The organism is Nitrosococcus wardiae (genome assembly GCF_004421105.1).
Taxonomy (GTDB): domain Bacteria; phylum Pseudomonadota; class Gammaproteobacteria; order Nitrosococcales; family Nitrosococcaceae; genus Nitrosococcus; species Nitrosococcus wardiae.
The window spans coordinates 2,908,336-2,923,132 of sequence record NZ_CP038033.1; the positions used below are offsets into that span (position 1 = coordinate 2,908,336).

12 protein-coding genes are annotated in these 14,797 nt (G+C 52.3%); 3 read left to right on the plus strand and 9 right to left on the minus strand.

The annotated features are described in order from the left end of the window. Positions 1-20: 20 nt before the first annotated feature. Entirely contained in the window at positions 21-2,372 is a 2,352-nt protein-coding gene (locus E3U44_RS13820; protein ID WP_134358723.1) for a hybrid sensor histidine kinase/response regulator, read from the plus strand. 11 nt (positions 2,373-2,383) lie between these two features. Here E3U44_RS13820 and E3U44_RS13825 read toward each other — a convergent pair whose 3' ends face one another. Further along, positions 2,384-3,844 carry an aspartate kinase gene (locus E3U44_RS13825; RefSeq protein ID WP_240761508.1) on the minus strand — a complete coding sequence of 487 codons (1,461 nt, stop codon included), beginning with the start codon at positions 3,842-3,844 and terminating at the stop codon, positions 2,384-2,386. Positions 3,845-3,911: 67 nt separating this feature from the next. Next, positions 3,912-4,313: an ectoine synthase gene (locus tag E3U44_RS13830; protein WP_134358724.1), complete on the minus strand. Its 402-nt coding sequence runs from the start codon at positions 4,311-4,313 to the stop codon at positions 3,912-3,914. A gap of 216 nt (positions 4,314-4,529) precedes the next feature. On the opposite strand from E3U44_RS13830, the gene E3U44_RS13835 reads away from it, so the two are divergent. Together E3U44_RS13835 and trmB are read left to right on the plus strand one after the other, a co-directional pair. Beyond that, positions 4,530-5,051 carry a MarR family winged helix-turn-helix transcriptional regulator gene (locus E3U44_RS13835; RefSeq protein ID WP_134358725.1) on the plus strand — a complete coding sequence of 174 codons (522 nt, stop codon included), beginning with the start codon at positions 4,530-4,532 and terminating at the stop codon, positions 5,049-5,051. Positions 5,052-5,095: 44 nt separating this feature from the next. After that, positions 5,096-5,818, plus strand: a complete 723-nt coding sequence (gene trmB, locus E3U44_RS13840) for a tRNA (guanosine(46)-N7)-methyltransferase TrmB (RefSeq protein ID WP_134358726.1) — start codon at positions 5,096-5,098, stop codon at positions 5,816-5,818. A gap of 11 nt (positions 5,819-5,829) precedes the next feature. On the opposite strand, the gene folC is transcribed toward trmB, so the two are convergent. The 7 genes from folC to E3U44_RS13875 form a co-directional block, all read right to left on the minus strand. Next, a complete protein-coding gene (gene folC, locus E3U44_RS13845) occupies positions 5,830-7,137 on the minus strand; it encodes a bifunctional tetrahydrofolate synthase/dihydrofolate synthase (protein WP_134358727.1) in 1,308 nt (435 codons plus the stop codon). 174 nt (positions 7,138-7,311) lie between these two features. Next, on the minus strand, positions 7,312-8,172 hold the full coding sequence (gene accD / locus E3U44_RS13850) for an acetyl-CoA carboxylase, carboxyltransferase subunit beta (protein ID WP_134358728.1): 861 nt from the start codon (positions 8,170-8,172) through the stop codon (positions 7,312-7,314). Between the two features lie 9 nt (positions 8,173-8,181). Beyond that, on the minus strand, positions 8,182-8,997 hold the full coding sequence (gene trpA, locus E3U44_RS13855) for a tryptophan synthase subunit alpha (protein WP_134358729.1): 816 nt from the start codon (positions 8,995-8,997) through the stop codon (positions 8,182-8,184). Next, positions 8,994-10,178 carry a tryptophan synthase subunit beta gene (gene trpB / locus E3U44_RS13860; RefSeq protein WP_166805167.1) on the minus strand — a complete coding sequence of 395 codons (1,185 nt, stop codon included), beginning with the start codon at positions 10,176-10,178 and terminating at the stop codon, positions 8,994-8,996. The genes trpA and trpB overlap by 4 nt, the downstream gene beginning before the upstream one ends. A 37-nt stretch (positions 10,179-10,215) precedes the next feature. After that, positions 10,216-10,836: a phosphoribosylanthranilate isomerase gene (locus tag E3U44_RS13865; protein ID WP_134358731.1), complete on the minus strand. Its 621-nt coding sequence runs from the start codon at positions 10,834-10,836 to the stop codon at positions 10,216-10,218. A gap of 20 nt (positions 10,837-10,856) precedes the next feature. Further along, a complete protein-coding gene (gene truA / locus E3U44_RS13870; protein WP_134358732.1) occupies positions 10,857-11,636 on the minus strand; it encodes a tRNA pseudouridine(38-40) synthase TruA in 780 nt (259 codons plus the stop codon). A 340-nt stretch (positions 11,637-11,976) separates the two neighbouring features. Continuing rightward, complete coding sequence (locus E3U44_RS13875; protein ID WP_134358733.1) at positions 11,977-14,697, minus strand: FimV/HubP family polar landmark protein; 2,721 nt, start codon at positions 14,695-14,697, stop codon at positions 11,977-11,979. Between the last annotated feature and the right edge of the window lie 100 nt (positions 14,698-14,797).

Here is a 14,797-nt window from a genome sequence, read left to right on the forward strand (position 1 = left end):
TAGAATAACGGCACAATGATATGATCGATACTACTAAAACGGGCTCAGTGAGCTGGAGTCAATCCTTTTTTCAGGGTGAGGACTATCGCACTGCTTTTGCTGCCTCAGGAATAGGCGTCTTTCGCTGGGATTTTCAAAGTGATCGGATGGAGTGGGATGAGACCCTCTATCAACTCTTTGGGCTCCCGACGGAACAACCCATTCACCACCTGGAAGAAGCCCTTAAATTCATTCATCCCCAAGATCAAAACAAAGTGCTGGCCACCGCTCAAGCGGCAGAGCAGGTCAAGGAAAGGGTGGAAGTACGGTTCCGCTGCCGATGGCCGGACGGTTCCACCCACTGGCTCCTGGCCCGAGGGAAAACCTTTTACCATCCAACGGGTGCACCCTGGTTTGTTGCTGGCACTTGCCAAGAGATCACCCAACAAGTGAAAGCTGAAGAAGCACTCCGTCGCAGCGAGGAGATGCTACAGCGGGTCACCGATGCGGCTTCGGTCCTGATCTCCTATTTAGATCGGAATCTGCGCTATCAATACGTCAGCTCCAGCTATGAGAAACGATTTCAACGGCCCCTGGAAGACATCCAGGGCCGATACATGTGGGAAATACTCGGGAAAAATGCCTTCGCTACCATAGAAGAACATGTGCAACGAGCCTTAAAGGGTGAAGTGGTGGTCTATACCAAGGAACTCCCCTATGATGAAATCGGATCTTGCTATGTGCACGCCCAATATATCCCCGATATCATTGACGGCCATGTCTTAGGGTTCTCCGCTATCGTTATTGACCTCACCGAGCCTAGAAAACTCTCTGAACGTGCAGCGCAGCTATCGGCCATTGTCGAATCCTCTAGCGATGCCATTTTCAGCCAGGATCTCAATGGCATCATTCAGAGTTGGAATCAAGGTGCCGAGCACCTCTTCGGCTATAGAGCCGAAGAGGTGATTGGCCGGCCGATCACTCTCCTCATCCCCCCCCATCACAAGGAAGAAGAAATCCAGATGCGGGAGCACATCCAGCGCGGTGAACGAGTTGCTCCCTACGAGACAGTGCGCCTGCGCAAGGACGGCAGTGAAGCCACCATTTCACTCACTATCTCCCCCCTCCAAGATAGCCAAGGCCGGCTCATCGGCGCCTCGAAGATCGCCCGTGACATTACCGAATACAAGCACCAACAAGAGCAATTGCGCCAACAGGCGGAACTGCTCACAGAAACCGACCGGCGCAAGGATGAATTTCTCGCTACTCTAGCCCATGAGCTTCGCAATCCCCTCGCCCCCATTGCCACCTCCCTCCAAATTCTCAAGCAGGTAGGCAATAATCCCGAGGCCCTCGAGAAAGCGGTGTCCATTTCCGAACGGCAACTCCAACATTTGGTACATTTGGTGGAGGATCTGCTGGATGTCTCCCGCATTACCCGGGGCAAAATCCAGCTCCGCAAAGAACAAGTGACATTGGACACCATCATTAAAAGCGCCCTTGAGATCAGCCGCTCCCATATTAAAGCCGGCGAACATACCCTGCGTGTGGAGATGCCTGAAATGCCGATATTACTCCAAGCGGATTTGACCCGATTAGCGCAGGCAGTTTCAAACCTGCTTATCAATGCTGCCAAATACACCCCGCCAGGGGGTCACATTCAACTCACAGCCTGGTGTGAAAACCAGCAAGTGGTAATTACCGTACAAGATGATGGCATCGGCATCGAGCAGAAATTACTCCCTCGAATCTTCGATATGTTTGTCCAGGCTGAGCGCTCAGGAGGATATGCATCAGGAGGCTTGGGGATTGGTCTGCCGCTGGTAAAAGGCCTGGTAGAGTTACATGGCGGCCAGGCAGAAGCGGCGAGCCCGGGTCTTGGTCAGGGCAGTACTTTTACGATACGACTCCCCCTAGCCTCAGAGGAAGCTACCGAGCAACCCTTGGAAAATTGGCCAAAGGAAACGGGAGAGGAACCCCTAGCACACCGGATCTTGGTAGTAGACGACAATGTAGATGCCGCCGATTCCATGGCAGAAGTGCTGCAGAATTTAGGCTATCAGGTACGCACGGCTTATCATGGGGAAGCTACCCTGGAGGCAGTCCGGGAATATGGACCCACCCTCATTCTATTAGATCTGGGAATGCCGGGGATGAATGGTTATGAGGTGGCAAAGCGGCTGCAGCAATGGCCGAGGGAGGAACGACCAGTACTTATTGCCTTAACCGGCTGGGGCCAAGAGGCCGATCGACAACGCAGCCGCGAAGCGGGCTTCGATAATCACCTGGTCAAACCCGTTAATCTCCGGACTTTAATCCAGGTGCTAAATACCTCTAAACTATCCACCGGCTCACCTGAGGGTAACTCCAAGCCTAAACAAGGCAAGTTCTAACTCAATGCTTCCTAAGCAGCCCCAAGGGAAACAGGAGCAGGCATAGAACAGCGCTCGATAAGATGCTCATGGAGATAAATGATCGCCGATTCATAATCTTTTTCATCCACCACAAACTGCATATCCACCTGCCGCATGGATTGATGCAGCGCCAATATATTAATACTCGCTTTGGCTAGAGCACTGGCAGCATTGGACAGCAGCCCAGGCACATTCATGTTAGAACCGATGGCCGAGATAAAGGCCACCTTGCACACCGAAACCGTGGCGGAAGGAAATCGCTCCTTCATCGCCTGGGTCGTGCGTTTGATTAATTCCAATGAGCCCGCCACAAAATGGGTGATGGTATTGGCATTGGTATCCTTAGCCAAGATCTTGAGTTTAAATTTCTCCAGGATATTAAGCAGTTGGGTATCATAGCCATAGCTTCCCACCATGTCCTGCTCAAAGAATTCAATGGCAAAAACGCCTTTGCGACCGGCAATAATTTCCACACAAGGGGTATCGCTCTTATAATTGCCGTCAATGAGGGTACCCGCATGTTCTGGCTCAAAAGCATTTTTGACTCTGAGCGGAATATCCCGCTGGCGAAGGCCCTTGGCGGCCCGAGGGTGAATTGCTTCCATGCCTAGATTGGAGAGTTGGTCAGCCACATCGTAGTTGGTGCGACCAATGGGCTCAACCTTATCCCTGCCCACCACCTTGGGATCAGCGCTGGAGAGATGATATTCCTTATGGATAATGGCCTCCCGGGCCTCAGTCAGCACCGCAACTTTGGAGAAGGTAATCTCCGAATAGCCCCGGTCATAAGTTTGCATAGTGCCTTCCTTGCATCGAGGGTAGCCCGTGACGATAGGCAATTCCCGCTCCAGGTCAATGGAGCTGAAGGCCTGTTTGATACGCTCATCTAAAGTGAGATTGTCTAGTTCACGCCAACCGGTAAGGTCAATAAAGTGAGCATTGATGCCCTGCTGCTGTAACCGTAGCGCTGTATTAAAAGCGCTATGGGCCTCACCAATAGCGGCGAGCATCTCCCGTACCGTGATCAAATGCTCATCCAACTGGAAATGACCATAAGAGCACAGCCGGTGCAAATCAATCAAGCAAGAGCGAACACCCTCAATACGCTCTCTGACAAACTGGTCGGCTTTTTGGCGGTTAAGATCATCCTCGAAAATGTCTGTATTGATCTCGCACATACGCTCGCCAACCTTATTCAGCAGGTCGCCCCAGGCCCAGTCCGACTCAGCCCCTGTGTAGAGCCCATAAACACCCGGAGAACCAGACTTTTTATGCTCTAGCAACATATCGGTGACGCCACCGTAGGCGGACACCACGAAGATTCGGTTATAGAGTTCCTGGCCCTTGCGGTGACCAACCAGGATATTATCTAGCGCTTCTTGGAAACGTGACATGGAAGTCCCGCCAATCTTTTCTACCGTATGCCCATTCATGTCTCGATTATCAATCATTGCTGTGATCAGTGTTTGGAAATATTGCTGAAATCGTCGAAGGCCATCCAACCTTCCTCGATAGCCCCTAGTCGGCAGTAATCGCCTCGGCTTCCAAGGGATAAGCGCCGGAGGAATCGTGTACCTCTTTACCGGTCAGTGGCGGATTGAATACGCAGGCCATCTGCATTTCGGTTTTAGCACGCAAAATATGCCGGTCATGTTGGTCGAGGATGTAAATTACCCCCGGTCGGATGGGGTAAACTTTACCATCAGCCAAGGTCTCTATTTCCCCTTCGCCAGAAAGACAGTAGACCGACTCCAAATGGTGCTGATAGTGCATGGGAATCTCAGCACCTTCATAAATGGTAGTGATATGAAAGGAGAAGCCCATATTATCGTGCTTGAGCAACAACCGTACGCTCTCCCACTGAGTTGCCACTACCCGCCGGTCCGTTTCTTTGGCTTTGTTATAGTCTCTGACGATCATTCATTGAACCTCTCAAATCTCTAGTTGATGCGCAGGCCAACCTGCTTTCAATTTATAAAGCTTAGTGTACTAAATATATTTTTATTTGTAAAATAGCTTAACTTTCTAATTACGTATAATTTATACTAACAAAAAGATATTAAATGCTTTAGTGTTATAAGTAATTAAGCTTCTCTAAACGATGAAATTTTTAACCCAACTGCGGCAATAGTCGTAATGAAAGATACTAATGAAGTCCTCATCGCACTGCGGCGAATTATCCGGGCCACGGACCTTCACTCCAAAAAACTGAGTAAGGTTTCGGGGCTGACAGCGCCTCAGCTTCTTATCATGCAAACTATCCGACGGATCGGCGAAGTTGCCATTGGCACCTTGGCCAAAGAGGTCAGCCTGAGCCAAGCCACGGTCACCACCATTCTGGATCGTTTAGAAAAACGGGGTCTGATCTACCGCCAACGGGGCGAAACAGACAAGCGTAAGGTATACGCCCAACTCACCCCCACGGGTGAAGAAGTGATCCGAAAGTCCCCCGCGCCACTTCAAGCCAGCTTCATTAAACAATTTGAGAATTTGCAGGATTGGGAACAGCACATGATTATCTCAGCATTGCAACGGGTTGCCGAGATGATGAATGCAACGGATATAGAAGCTTCCCCCTATCTGGAAATCGGCGAACTGAGCGATCTCCAACAGGTGGAGGCCAATAAAGAACCTTACAAAACCCGTGCTGCCGGTTGACCCTACCGCCAGCCTACAGCACCCCCCTTTTCTCTCTGAATGTTATGCCTACTTCAGCAAAAACCCAGCCAGAGGACATTTCTCAATGCCGTTCAATACAGAGCTTTGTGCGCCGGGAAGGCCGTATCACCCCGGCTCAAAAAAAGGCCTTGGCGCAATTGTGGCCTCATTATGGAATAGATCTGGGAACGGAACCCTTAGAGCTAGAAGCAATCTTCAACCGGAACGCAGAGCGAATTCTGGAAATCGGGTTTGGTAATGGGGACTCCCTTATCCAGCAGGCCCGCCTCGCTCCCGAGAAGGATTTTCTAGGCATTGAGGTCCATCGCCCAGGGGTAGGTCATCTGCTGTTATGCCTTGAAGCAGAGGGGTTGGAAAATATTCGGGTTATTGGTGACGATGCCTGGAAAGTCCTGCAACACCACCTTCCAGAACAATCTTTGCAGGGAGTCCAGATCTTCTTTCCCGATCCCTGGCCCAAAAAGCGACATCACAAACGAAGATTGATTCAACCCCCATTTGTGGACCTCCTATGGCATAAGCTTAAGCCCAATGGCTGGATTCATCTCGCCACTGATTGGCAAAATTATGCCGATCAGATGATGAGGGTATTAAGCCAACATCCTGGCTTTGGCAACCTAGCCGGTGAAGGCCGCTTTGCCCAGGGTCCTGGCGAAAGACCCTCAACCAAATTTGAACGCCGAGGCCAACGGCAAGGACACCCAGTGTGGGACTTAAAGTTTACAAAACTGTTAGCCCCTTCTTAACAAGCGCTCCCTCAAGCTGAGGCGTCGATGCAAAGCTCAGAATCAGAAGAAGAATCCAATCCCTCTAACCGCATCACCGCCTCCACCGTGTGGAAGGAACCCAAGACGAGCACCCGATCACCTGGCTGGGCGACCGCTAAAGCAGCCTGGTAAGCCTCAGCTACAGTTTGATGAATATGAATGGCAAAGGGGGTCACATTGCCCATTTGCTCGGCCAAAGCCTTGCCCGATAGCCCCCGCTCACCTTCAAGCCCGCCCACGAACCAAACATCGAGGGCATCCTCCAAACTGCCCACCACGCCTGCCACATCCTTGTCTGCCAGCATCCCTATGACCCCATAGGTCCGCCCATCGCTAGCCCTTTGGGCTAGAGAATGAGCCAACCAGCGGGCTCCCTGGGGATTATGGGCCACATCAAAAATCCGTTCCACCGGACCTTGGAGGCACTGGAAACGCCCCGGCAGACAAACCGCATGCAAACCGCCTCGGATCGCAGCCTCTGAAACAGGCAGCCGCTCCCCTAAAAGCTTCAACACCATCAACGCAGTGGCCGCATTCTGATGCTGGTAAACTCCCTTAAGGCTTGGGCAAGGCAAATCCGCGTAATGGCTCCCATTACTTTGCCAGAGCCACTTCCCATCGCTCATTTGGTAATGAAAATCGCGGCCTATTTGATAAAGTGGGGTTGATAATCGCCTGGCATGGGCTGAGACACTTGCAGGAGGATCCAAATCACCACAAACGGCAGGACGACGGGGGCGAAAAATACCCGCTTTTTCAAATCCGATAGCCTCGCGATTATGCCCCAGTAGGTGGACATGATCCATATCCACCGTGGTAATGGCGGCCACATCCGCATCCAAGGCATTCACCGCATCCAGGCGCCCTCCCAAGCCAACCTCTAACAGGACTATATCCAATTCCCTCTGATGAAAAATATCGATAGCTGCTAAAGTGCCAAATTCAAAATAAGTCAGGGAAACCTCTTGGCGAGCGGTATCGATGCGGGCAAAGGACTGGCAAATGGTCTCATCCTCCACCGCTTCCCCCTGCACTTTAATCCGCTCGTTATAGCGCAATAGGTGGGGGGAAGTATAGCTCCCAACCCGGTAACCGGCTGCTAACAGGATGGCTTCTAGCATCGCCACCGTAGATCCCTTCCCATTAGTGCCCGCCACAGTCACTACCGGGAAAGACGGCTGGTGGAGTGCCATGCGTCGGAGCACGGTACTGGCTCGTATTAGGCCGGGATCAATCCGGGGCCAGTGGGCACTTTCCTGCCACGCCAGCCAATCTGGAAGTCGGGAGAAGCGGGCCACTCTAGGGCCTGTTAACACTCAATGAGCGACGAACAACGCTGAGTGGCGCTTTTTCAACCGCAACCCCCAGGGCCGGGGCCATTTTTCCGGCCAACGGCGTTATCACTCTTTCATATAGGCTCACTACACATCACTCCTTCTATCTTGCTGGCCGAAAAATGAGGTTAACAGACCCTAGATAGAGGGTCGGTGAGTCAGTATAGCCAGCATCCTAGCTATGCGATCCGGGAGGTCACGTCGATCGACAATCATGTCAATGGCACCGTGTTCTAACAAAAACTCGCTCCGTTGAAAGCCCTCCGGCAATTTCTGGTGCACAGTCTGCTCAATCACACGGGGGCCAGCAAAACCAATCAAAGCACCCGGTTCGGCAATATTAATATCTCCCAACATGGCCAGACTAGCACTCACGCCCCCCATCGTGGGATCGGTAAGCACCGAAATAAAAGGAAGGCCTTGCTTGCTTAGGCGAGCAAGAGCAGCACTGGTCTTGCTCATTTGCATGAGTGAGAATAAGCCTTCCTGCATCCGGGCACCTCCACTGGCGGAAAAACACACCATCGGTATCCGTTGCTCAATGGCGGCTTCTACGCCCCGAACAAAGCGCTCCCCCACCACGGACCCCATAGACCCCCCCATAAAACTAAATTCAAAGGCAGCAGCCACTACCGGCAGCTCCCTGATCTGTCCTTCCATAACCACCAGGGAATCGCTTTCCTGAACGGCCTTTTGGGTTTGTGATAATCGGTCCTTGTACTTCTTGCTGTCCTTAAATTTGAGGGTATCCACCGGCTGCAAATTAGCACCAATTTCTTTTCGATATCCTTCATCAAGGAAGACATTTAAGCGCCGGCGAGCACTAATTCGTTTGTGGGCACCACACTTAGGACACACATCCATGTTACGTTCCAATTCCACACGGTACAGAATCGCATCACAGGCGTTGCACTTAGTCCACAAACCTTCCGGTACTGATTTACGTTTAGGCCCTTCGGTGCGGATTTTGGAGGGAAGAAGTTTGCCAAGCCAACTCATAATTTTCGGTTAAGCGCCCTCAATGGCATCAATAGCTTCACGCATCGCCCGCAATAGGGCGCCAATTTCCTCTGGAATCGCCTCAGGTTTGTCCTGGTGTTGCTCAATACGCTTAACCAGGGTACTGCCCACCACCACAGCATCGGCGATAGTTGCTATTTTGGACGCCGATTCAGCATCCCGAATGCCAAATCCCACCCCTACCGGCAAGGAAGTATGGCGCCGGATCATAGCCACGTGCTGACCCACATCATCCACATCCAGGGTAAGGGCCCCCGTCACCCCTTTTAAAGAGACGTAGTAGACAAAGCCACTGCCCAAAGCGCAAATTTGTTTCATACGCTCAGAGGAGCTAGTGGGCGCCAACAAAAAAATCCGGTCTAGTCCTTGCTCCTGACAAGCCATAACCAACGGTTCGGCCTCCTCCGGTGGCATATCCACCGTCAGAACCCCATCAACTCCTTGGGCAGCCGCTTGTTGGGCAAAAGTTTGGTAGCCCATGATTTCAATAGGATTAAGGTAACCCATCAGCACCACCGGAGTATCCTGATCCCTTTGACGAAACTCAGCTACCATGGCTAAGACATCCTCCAAGGAGGTCCCCGAAGCCAAAGCACGTTCACAGGCCTTTTGAATCACCGGGCCATCGGCCATCGGATCGGAAAAAGGAACCCCTAGTTCCAGGATATCAGCTCCAGCCGTCACCATGGCATGCATTAAAGGGACCGTGACTTGGGGGTTGGGATCACCGGCAGTAATATAAGGAATCAGCGCTTTTCTCCCCTGCTCTTGAAGAGCAGCAAAACACTCAGCAATCCGGCTCACAGTGAGATCCCCTCAATCCGGGCAACTGTATTGATATCCTTATCCCCTCGCCCTGAAAGGTTCACGATAATCCCCTGGTCCTGGGTCAGAGTCGGCGCCAATTGCATGGCGTAAGCCAAAGCATGGCAACTCTCCAAAGCAGGAATAATACCTTCAATTCGGGTCAGGGCACGGAATGCCGCCAAGGCTTCCTCGTCTCCGATGGCCACATAAGTGGCCCGCCCCACATCCCTTAACCACGCATGCTCGGGACCTACCCCGGGATAATCAAGGCCGGCCGACAGGGAGTGGGTATCTAAAATCTGACCATGCTTATCTTCCATCAGATAAGTCCGATTACCATGAAGAACACCCGGCTTGCCAGCACAGAGGGGAGCAGCATGCTGGCCGGTCTCCAATCCTAATCCTGCCGCCTCAACCCCATAGAGGGCAACCTGCTCATCTTTGAGAAAAGGATGGAATAAACCAATCGCGTTGGAACCTCCCCCCACGCAAGCGACTAAAGCATGGGGAAGGGCCCCCGTCTGCTCCAGAATTTGGGCTCGGGCCTCGCGCCCAATAATGGTCTGAAAATCCCGTACCATAGCGGGGTAGGGATGAGGACCCGCCACCGTCCCAATAACATAAAAGGTGTTATCCACATGAGTGACCCAATCGCGCATGGCCTCATTGAGGGCATCCTTTAAGGTCTGAGAGCCCGAGGTCACGGGCACCACCTCCGCCCCCAATAGGCGCATTCGGTAAACATTGGGGGCTTGCCGTTCCATATCCTCGGCCCCCATATAGATCACACATTCCAACCCAAAACGGGCGGCTACTGTAGCCGTAGCGACTCCATGTTGTCCTGCTCCCGTTTCAGCAATCAAGCGGGTTTTTCCCATCCGCCGAGCCAATAGGGCCTGCCCCACAGTATTATTGATCTTGTGGGCCCCGGTATGATTAAGGTCCTCTCGCTTCAGAAAGATGCGGGCACCTCCCAACTGCTCACTCCAACGCTTGGCAAAATACAGTGGTGTCGGCCGCCCCACATAATGAGCGAGATCAGCTTCCAATTCAGCCTGAAAGTCCGGATCATTACGGTAACGTTCATAGGCTTGACGGAGCTCTTCAATGGGCCCCATCAAGGTTTCTGCCACAAAACGACCACCATAGGGACCAAAATGACCTTTTTCATCAGGCATTTGGTCATAATTTCTGCCGGCCGCTAAAGCCTGGGCTTCAATTGACACTGTATACACCTCGCATAAAGGCCGCCATTTTGGCGGCATCTTTCACGCCTTTAGTTTGTTCGACTCCGCCACTGACATCCACAGCATAGGGCCGTACCTTCATCACCGCCTGGGCAACATTTTCGGGAGTTAAGCCCCCGGCTAAGATAATCCCCTTGGAAAGGCCCTCAGGAACGCGGCTCCAATCAAAGACCTGCCCCGTCCCCCCGGCCACCCCTACCTGATAGGTATCCAATAACAAGGCTGCAGCACTCCCATAGACCCGCTCCAGCCCCAAGAGATCCACTCCCTCCGCCATCCGAATGGCCTTCACATAGGGCCGGCCATAACGACTGCATTCTTCAGGAGACTCCTCCCCATGGAACTGGAGGATATCGATCGGCACCCTAGCTAATACCTGGTGAAGATAATCAGCAGCAGCGTTCACAAACAACCCGACCACCGTCACAAAAGGTGGCAATTCCCGCACAATTTGGCAAGCCTGCTGTGGACTAACCGCCCGTGGACTGTGGGGATAAAAAACTAAGCCAATGGCATCCGCACCTAAGCGAGTGGCATGGATAGCATCCTCTCTACGCGTAATGCCACAAAATTTTACCCGTGTACGCATCCCCACCAAAATCTAAAAGGTTACCAAACCGTAATGGGACGTGAAAACCTAGGAAGGTTGAAATGATCGGGGTAATCCACGCCCACCAAGTACAAACCATCAGGCCGGGCAGTGACACTTCCCAAAGCACGGCAGCGGGCCTGTAAAACCTCCTCCACCCAATGGGGCGGCTGTTCCCCCCTCCCTACGGCCATCAACGCCCCAACGATATTACGCACCATATGGTGCAGAAAAGCATTGGCCGAGATATCGATCACGATAAAATCCTCTTGCCGCCTCACCTCCAGGCGGTATACGTTCCTGACTGGGCTCTTAGCCTGGCAAGCCTTGGCCCGAAAGGAGGAGAAGTCATGCTCACCAATCAGATAGGCACCCGCTTCCCTCATCCTCGAGACAGATAATGGATGACAATACCATGTTACGCGGCGATTCGCGATAGCCGACCGTACCCTGCGATTAAGGATAACATATCGATAGTGTCGTGCTACCGCCGAAAACCGGGCATGAAAAGTCTCACCCACAGGCTGGGCCCATAATACCACCACCTCCGGTGGTAGGTTTACATTGCATCCAAAAATCCAGTTATGCTCTAAACGGGAAGCCTTGGTATCAAAATGAACGACCTGTGCCGTGGCATGCACCCCTGCATCGGTGCGTCCTGCTGTGATGACAGTGACCGGCTCATCGGCCACTCTGGCAATAGCCTCTTCCAAGGTGGCCTGAACCGTAGGCGCCCCCCTTTGCGACTGCCAGCCGCAAAAGTTGGATCCTTCATACTCGACACCAAACGCAATTCTCATCAAATTTAAATAGGGAAGGGAAAGCCCTCAAGGCCTGAAATTCCATAGAGTACCTTCTCGCTTCAGGTATTGTCTAATATCAAGCAAGGAGAATGGCGACCACAACAATACTCCTTGTTATCAAAACTCGCCGGGTAAAAAATTCTTTATGGAAAGATAGATTGAGAATTATGAAGTATTTTAGGAGTGAGTCGGTGATGTTCCGCAAGCCTGTTTTTCCTCCCTGAAAAAGGGTTTGATGCGCGCCCTCCCTGGCGCGCTCCCTGAGGGTACCCTCTGGATGTACCGATTTACTCCCGGCAAATCAGTGTGGGGACTTCCCTATCCGTTTTAAACTCGTTTAAGAAGCTTTCGCGAGCTCAGTAAGTAGTTCCTGGCCTGTATTCCGCTGCTGTTCATTGCCAGCGACTACAACTTCTTCTAGGATACTACGAGCCCCGTCAGCATCCCCCATGTCCATATAGGCTCGTGCCAAATCCAACTTGATTTCCATCTCGTCAAGATCCTCCATCAGCGTCTTTCCGGGGGAAAACTCCTCACTCTCCTCCCGACTGTCATCCCCTAAGGGAGCTACAGGGGTAAAATCATCCGCTTCCAAGGAGGGGGACTCCTTATCGCCAGTGTCGATTCCTTGCACCAGTGATTCAGGGGCGTTTTCCGGGGACTCAAATTCGGGGAAATTAGGGGACAAGGCTTCCAGCGACTCTCCTAAGTTCTCTTCTATCCCAAGCGGGGAGAAAGAGTCCTCAAGCGTGAACTCTATTCCGCCCTCTTCCCCCTCAGCTTCCACAGACCTATCCGCCGTTCCATCGGCTAAGGTATTAGGCTCGGCTAATGTCATCCCTCCTAGATCAAATTCCAGGCCTACATCCTCTAGGTAAGATGTCTCATCCCCGGCTTGAGAGAGCTGCACCTCTGGTGTCTTTTCCTCAGAGGGAGAAAATAATGCTGTCGTATCTTCATCAGAGGTAAGAGACCAGGGGCTTAGGTCCGATGAATTCTCAGATGAATCCTCATCGGAAGTTATTTCCAAGACCTCGTGATAGGTAATTTCTAAATTTTCTTCATTATCCTGTGGTGAGCTTGCAAAGAGAGGATGGCTAGGATTCAAATCCCTTCCCATTGCCATCAAATCAGCCCACAGGGGATCGTCTTTATCTTGGCTCGGGGCCCATTCCTCAACTAACGCGGCAAAGGCGTTCCCATTACCCGCCGCATGGTAAACTTCGGCCAGTTTTAGCTTTAGATCCTGGCGATGGGGCTCCTCAATTAAAGCCTCCTTGAGCACCTTTGCTGCCTTGTGATGGCGCCCGGAAGCAAGGTACCCATCAGCCTCGGCCATAGCCTCGTGATTCTCTATCGGTGCCGAAGCTGGAGAAGCCGGGACATCATCTCTATCGACCGCTTCCTGCTCTAATGGAGATACTTGTTCCATTTTTTCAGCAAAGACTTGGACAGGCTCATCCTCCTCCATTTCTTGGCCAGCCATGGCAGGGGTCGGCTCTTCAGTGGTTTTGCGTTTGCGCAAGCGCAAAACAGCTAAGGCCAAGAGCAGCACGCTGCTGCCACCGAGCAAAAGGAGATTTTTCAGATTCATCCAGGTGCTGAAGACACCCTCGAGCTTGCTTTCCTTTTCCTCAGAAAGGACTTCCCCGGCAAGCTTGGCCTCCTGAGGCGCTTGGTTGGCTACGACTTCCCGGGCCGATAGAGAATCAAGAGAATCAGAAGAAACAACAGGCGCTGTCTCGGGAAGTTCTCCCCCAGAGGGGGGAGATGCTACATCCCCAGAAGAAGGCGAGGCTGAATTCTCTAATTCCTCAGCCGAAAGGGTCAAGGCATCAATCAACTCAAGCTCCCCTCCTTGTACCGCTAAGCTTTGCGCTTCCTGGATCATCTCTTCTGGGGTTTCCTCCAACTCTGCTAGCTGAGCATCCTTCGCCGCTAACAGTTGCTGCAGGGTTTTCACCTGGGCTTCCAATTCCTGGAGACGAACTTGCAGCCCTTCGTTTTCCTGGGTCCGAGTCTCAAGAGTTTCCTGGGCTAAAGCCAACTGTGTCTGCAAATGGGCAATCTCACCGCCTTCTTGGGCCTTCGGCACTCCCTCCTGGAGCTGAAAAGGAGATGCCGAGGTAGCTAAAATCTTGACTTCACCCTCTGACATACTCCCCTGGGCATCCCTCTCTTTAGGACCTGCTGCCTCGGAGGCTTGAAGCTCGCTTTCTAGTGCTGCCTCTTTCTCCAAAAGCGTTGCCCAGACTTCATTTTGCTGTTGTACTTGATTTACTGCCTCTGCGGGGGTGAACTCTAGCACTTCCTCCTCTATCGGTACTTTGAGCACCTGACCGACTTTCAAGCCATTGATATTATTTTGCAGGAAAGCATCCGGGTTAGCCCGCTGCAGGGCCAGCATCATCTGTTGAGGGGTAAGGGAGGAACTGGGCCGCACCTGTTGCGCAATGGGCCACAATGTCTCAGCTGACTGAGTAGGCCCATAGGTAGAAAAACCCGCCTCAGCCGTTGAAGAAGCTCTGACGGGCTCAGCATTTGGCTCTGAGGTCTGGGCCATTAGGGGGGGAGCTGCCTTCTGCGGTACAGCCGCCTCTTCTGGAGTCTGGCCACTGGCAGCGGAGCTGGCAATAGAAGGCCCTGGCTCTAGCAGGAAGGGAGGATCCAAGAGCACGGTGTATTCCCGCAGTAGCTGGCCCTGCGGCCAAGCCACAGCGAGCAAGAAATTAAGAAAGGGCTCGCGAATAGGACCCTGCGAAGTCACTTCAACAACAATATCCCCCGTCTCTTTACGTAACGGGCGAAAACGGAGCGTGCTCAGCACCAAAGCACGATCGAGTCCTGCCCGAAAAAAATCTTCACTGGACGCCAGTTTTACATTAATATCCTCTAAGGATGTATCCCGCACCGCATGCAGCGCAATCTCTGCTCTAAACCGCTGATTAAGCCCTGATTTCAGCTCGATTCCCCCTAACCCCAGAGAATAAGCCTCCCAGGGTGAAGAGGCCGCTAACAACCCCGCTACCGATACGCTGACGATCGTCTTCCGCACCATTCACTTGCTCCCCATCTACAATCCAGAGCTCCGATCTAGAACCGCGCGGCGATCGCATCAGGACCTAATTGACTTAGGCCAAGCGTTTTTATTACAAAGG

Excerpts from the sequence above, each read along its gene's own strand:
- truA (WP_134358732.1), bottom strand. The coding sequence starts at position 11,636 with ATGAGAATTGCGTTTGGTGTCGAGTATGAAGGATCCAACTTTTGCGGC.
- trpB (WP_166805167.1), bottom strand. The coding sequence starts at position 10,178 with ATGCCTGATGAAAAAGGTCATTTTGGTCCCTATGGTGGTCGTTTTGTG.
- E3U44_RS13865 (WP_134358731.1), bottom strand. The coding sequence starts at position 10,836 with ATGCGTACACGGGTAAAATTTTGTGGCATTACGCGTAGAGAGGATGCT.
- E3U44_RS13825 (WP_240761508.1), bottom strand. The coding sequence starts at position 3,844 with ATGATTGATAATCGAGACATGAATGGGCATACGGTAGAAAAGATTGGC.
- E3U44_RS13830 (WP_134358724.1), bottom strand. The coding sequence starts at position 4,313 with ATGATCGTCAGAGACTATAACAAAGCCAAAGAAACGGACCGGCGGGTA.
- E3U44_RS13875 (WP_134358733.1), bottom strand. The coding sequence starts at position 14,697 with ATGGTGCGGAAGACGATCGTCAGCGTATCGGTAGCGGGGTTGTTAGCG.
- accD (WP_134358728.1), bottom strand. The coding sequence starts at position 8,172 with ATGAGTTGGCTTGGCAAACTTCTTCCCTCCAAAATCCGCACCGAAGGG.
- E3U44_RS13820 (WP_134358723.1), top strand. The coding sequence starts at position 21 with ATGATCGATACTACTAAAACGGGCTCAGTGAGCTGGAGTCAATCCTTT.
- E3U44_RS13835 (WP_134358725.1), top strand. The coding sequence starts at position 4,530 with ATGAAAGATACTAATGAAGTCCTCATCGCACTGCGGCGAATTATCCGG.
- trmB (WP_134358726.1), top strand. The coding sequence starts at position 5,096 with ATGCCTACTTCAGCAAAAACCCAGCCAGAGGACATTTCTCAATGCCGT.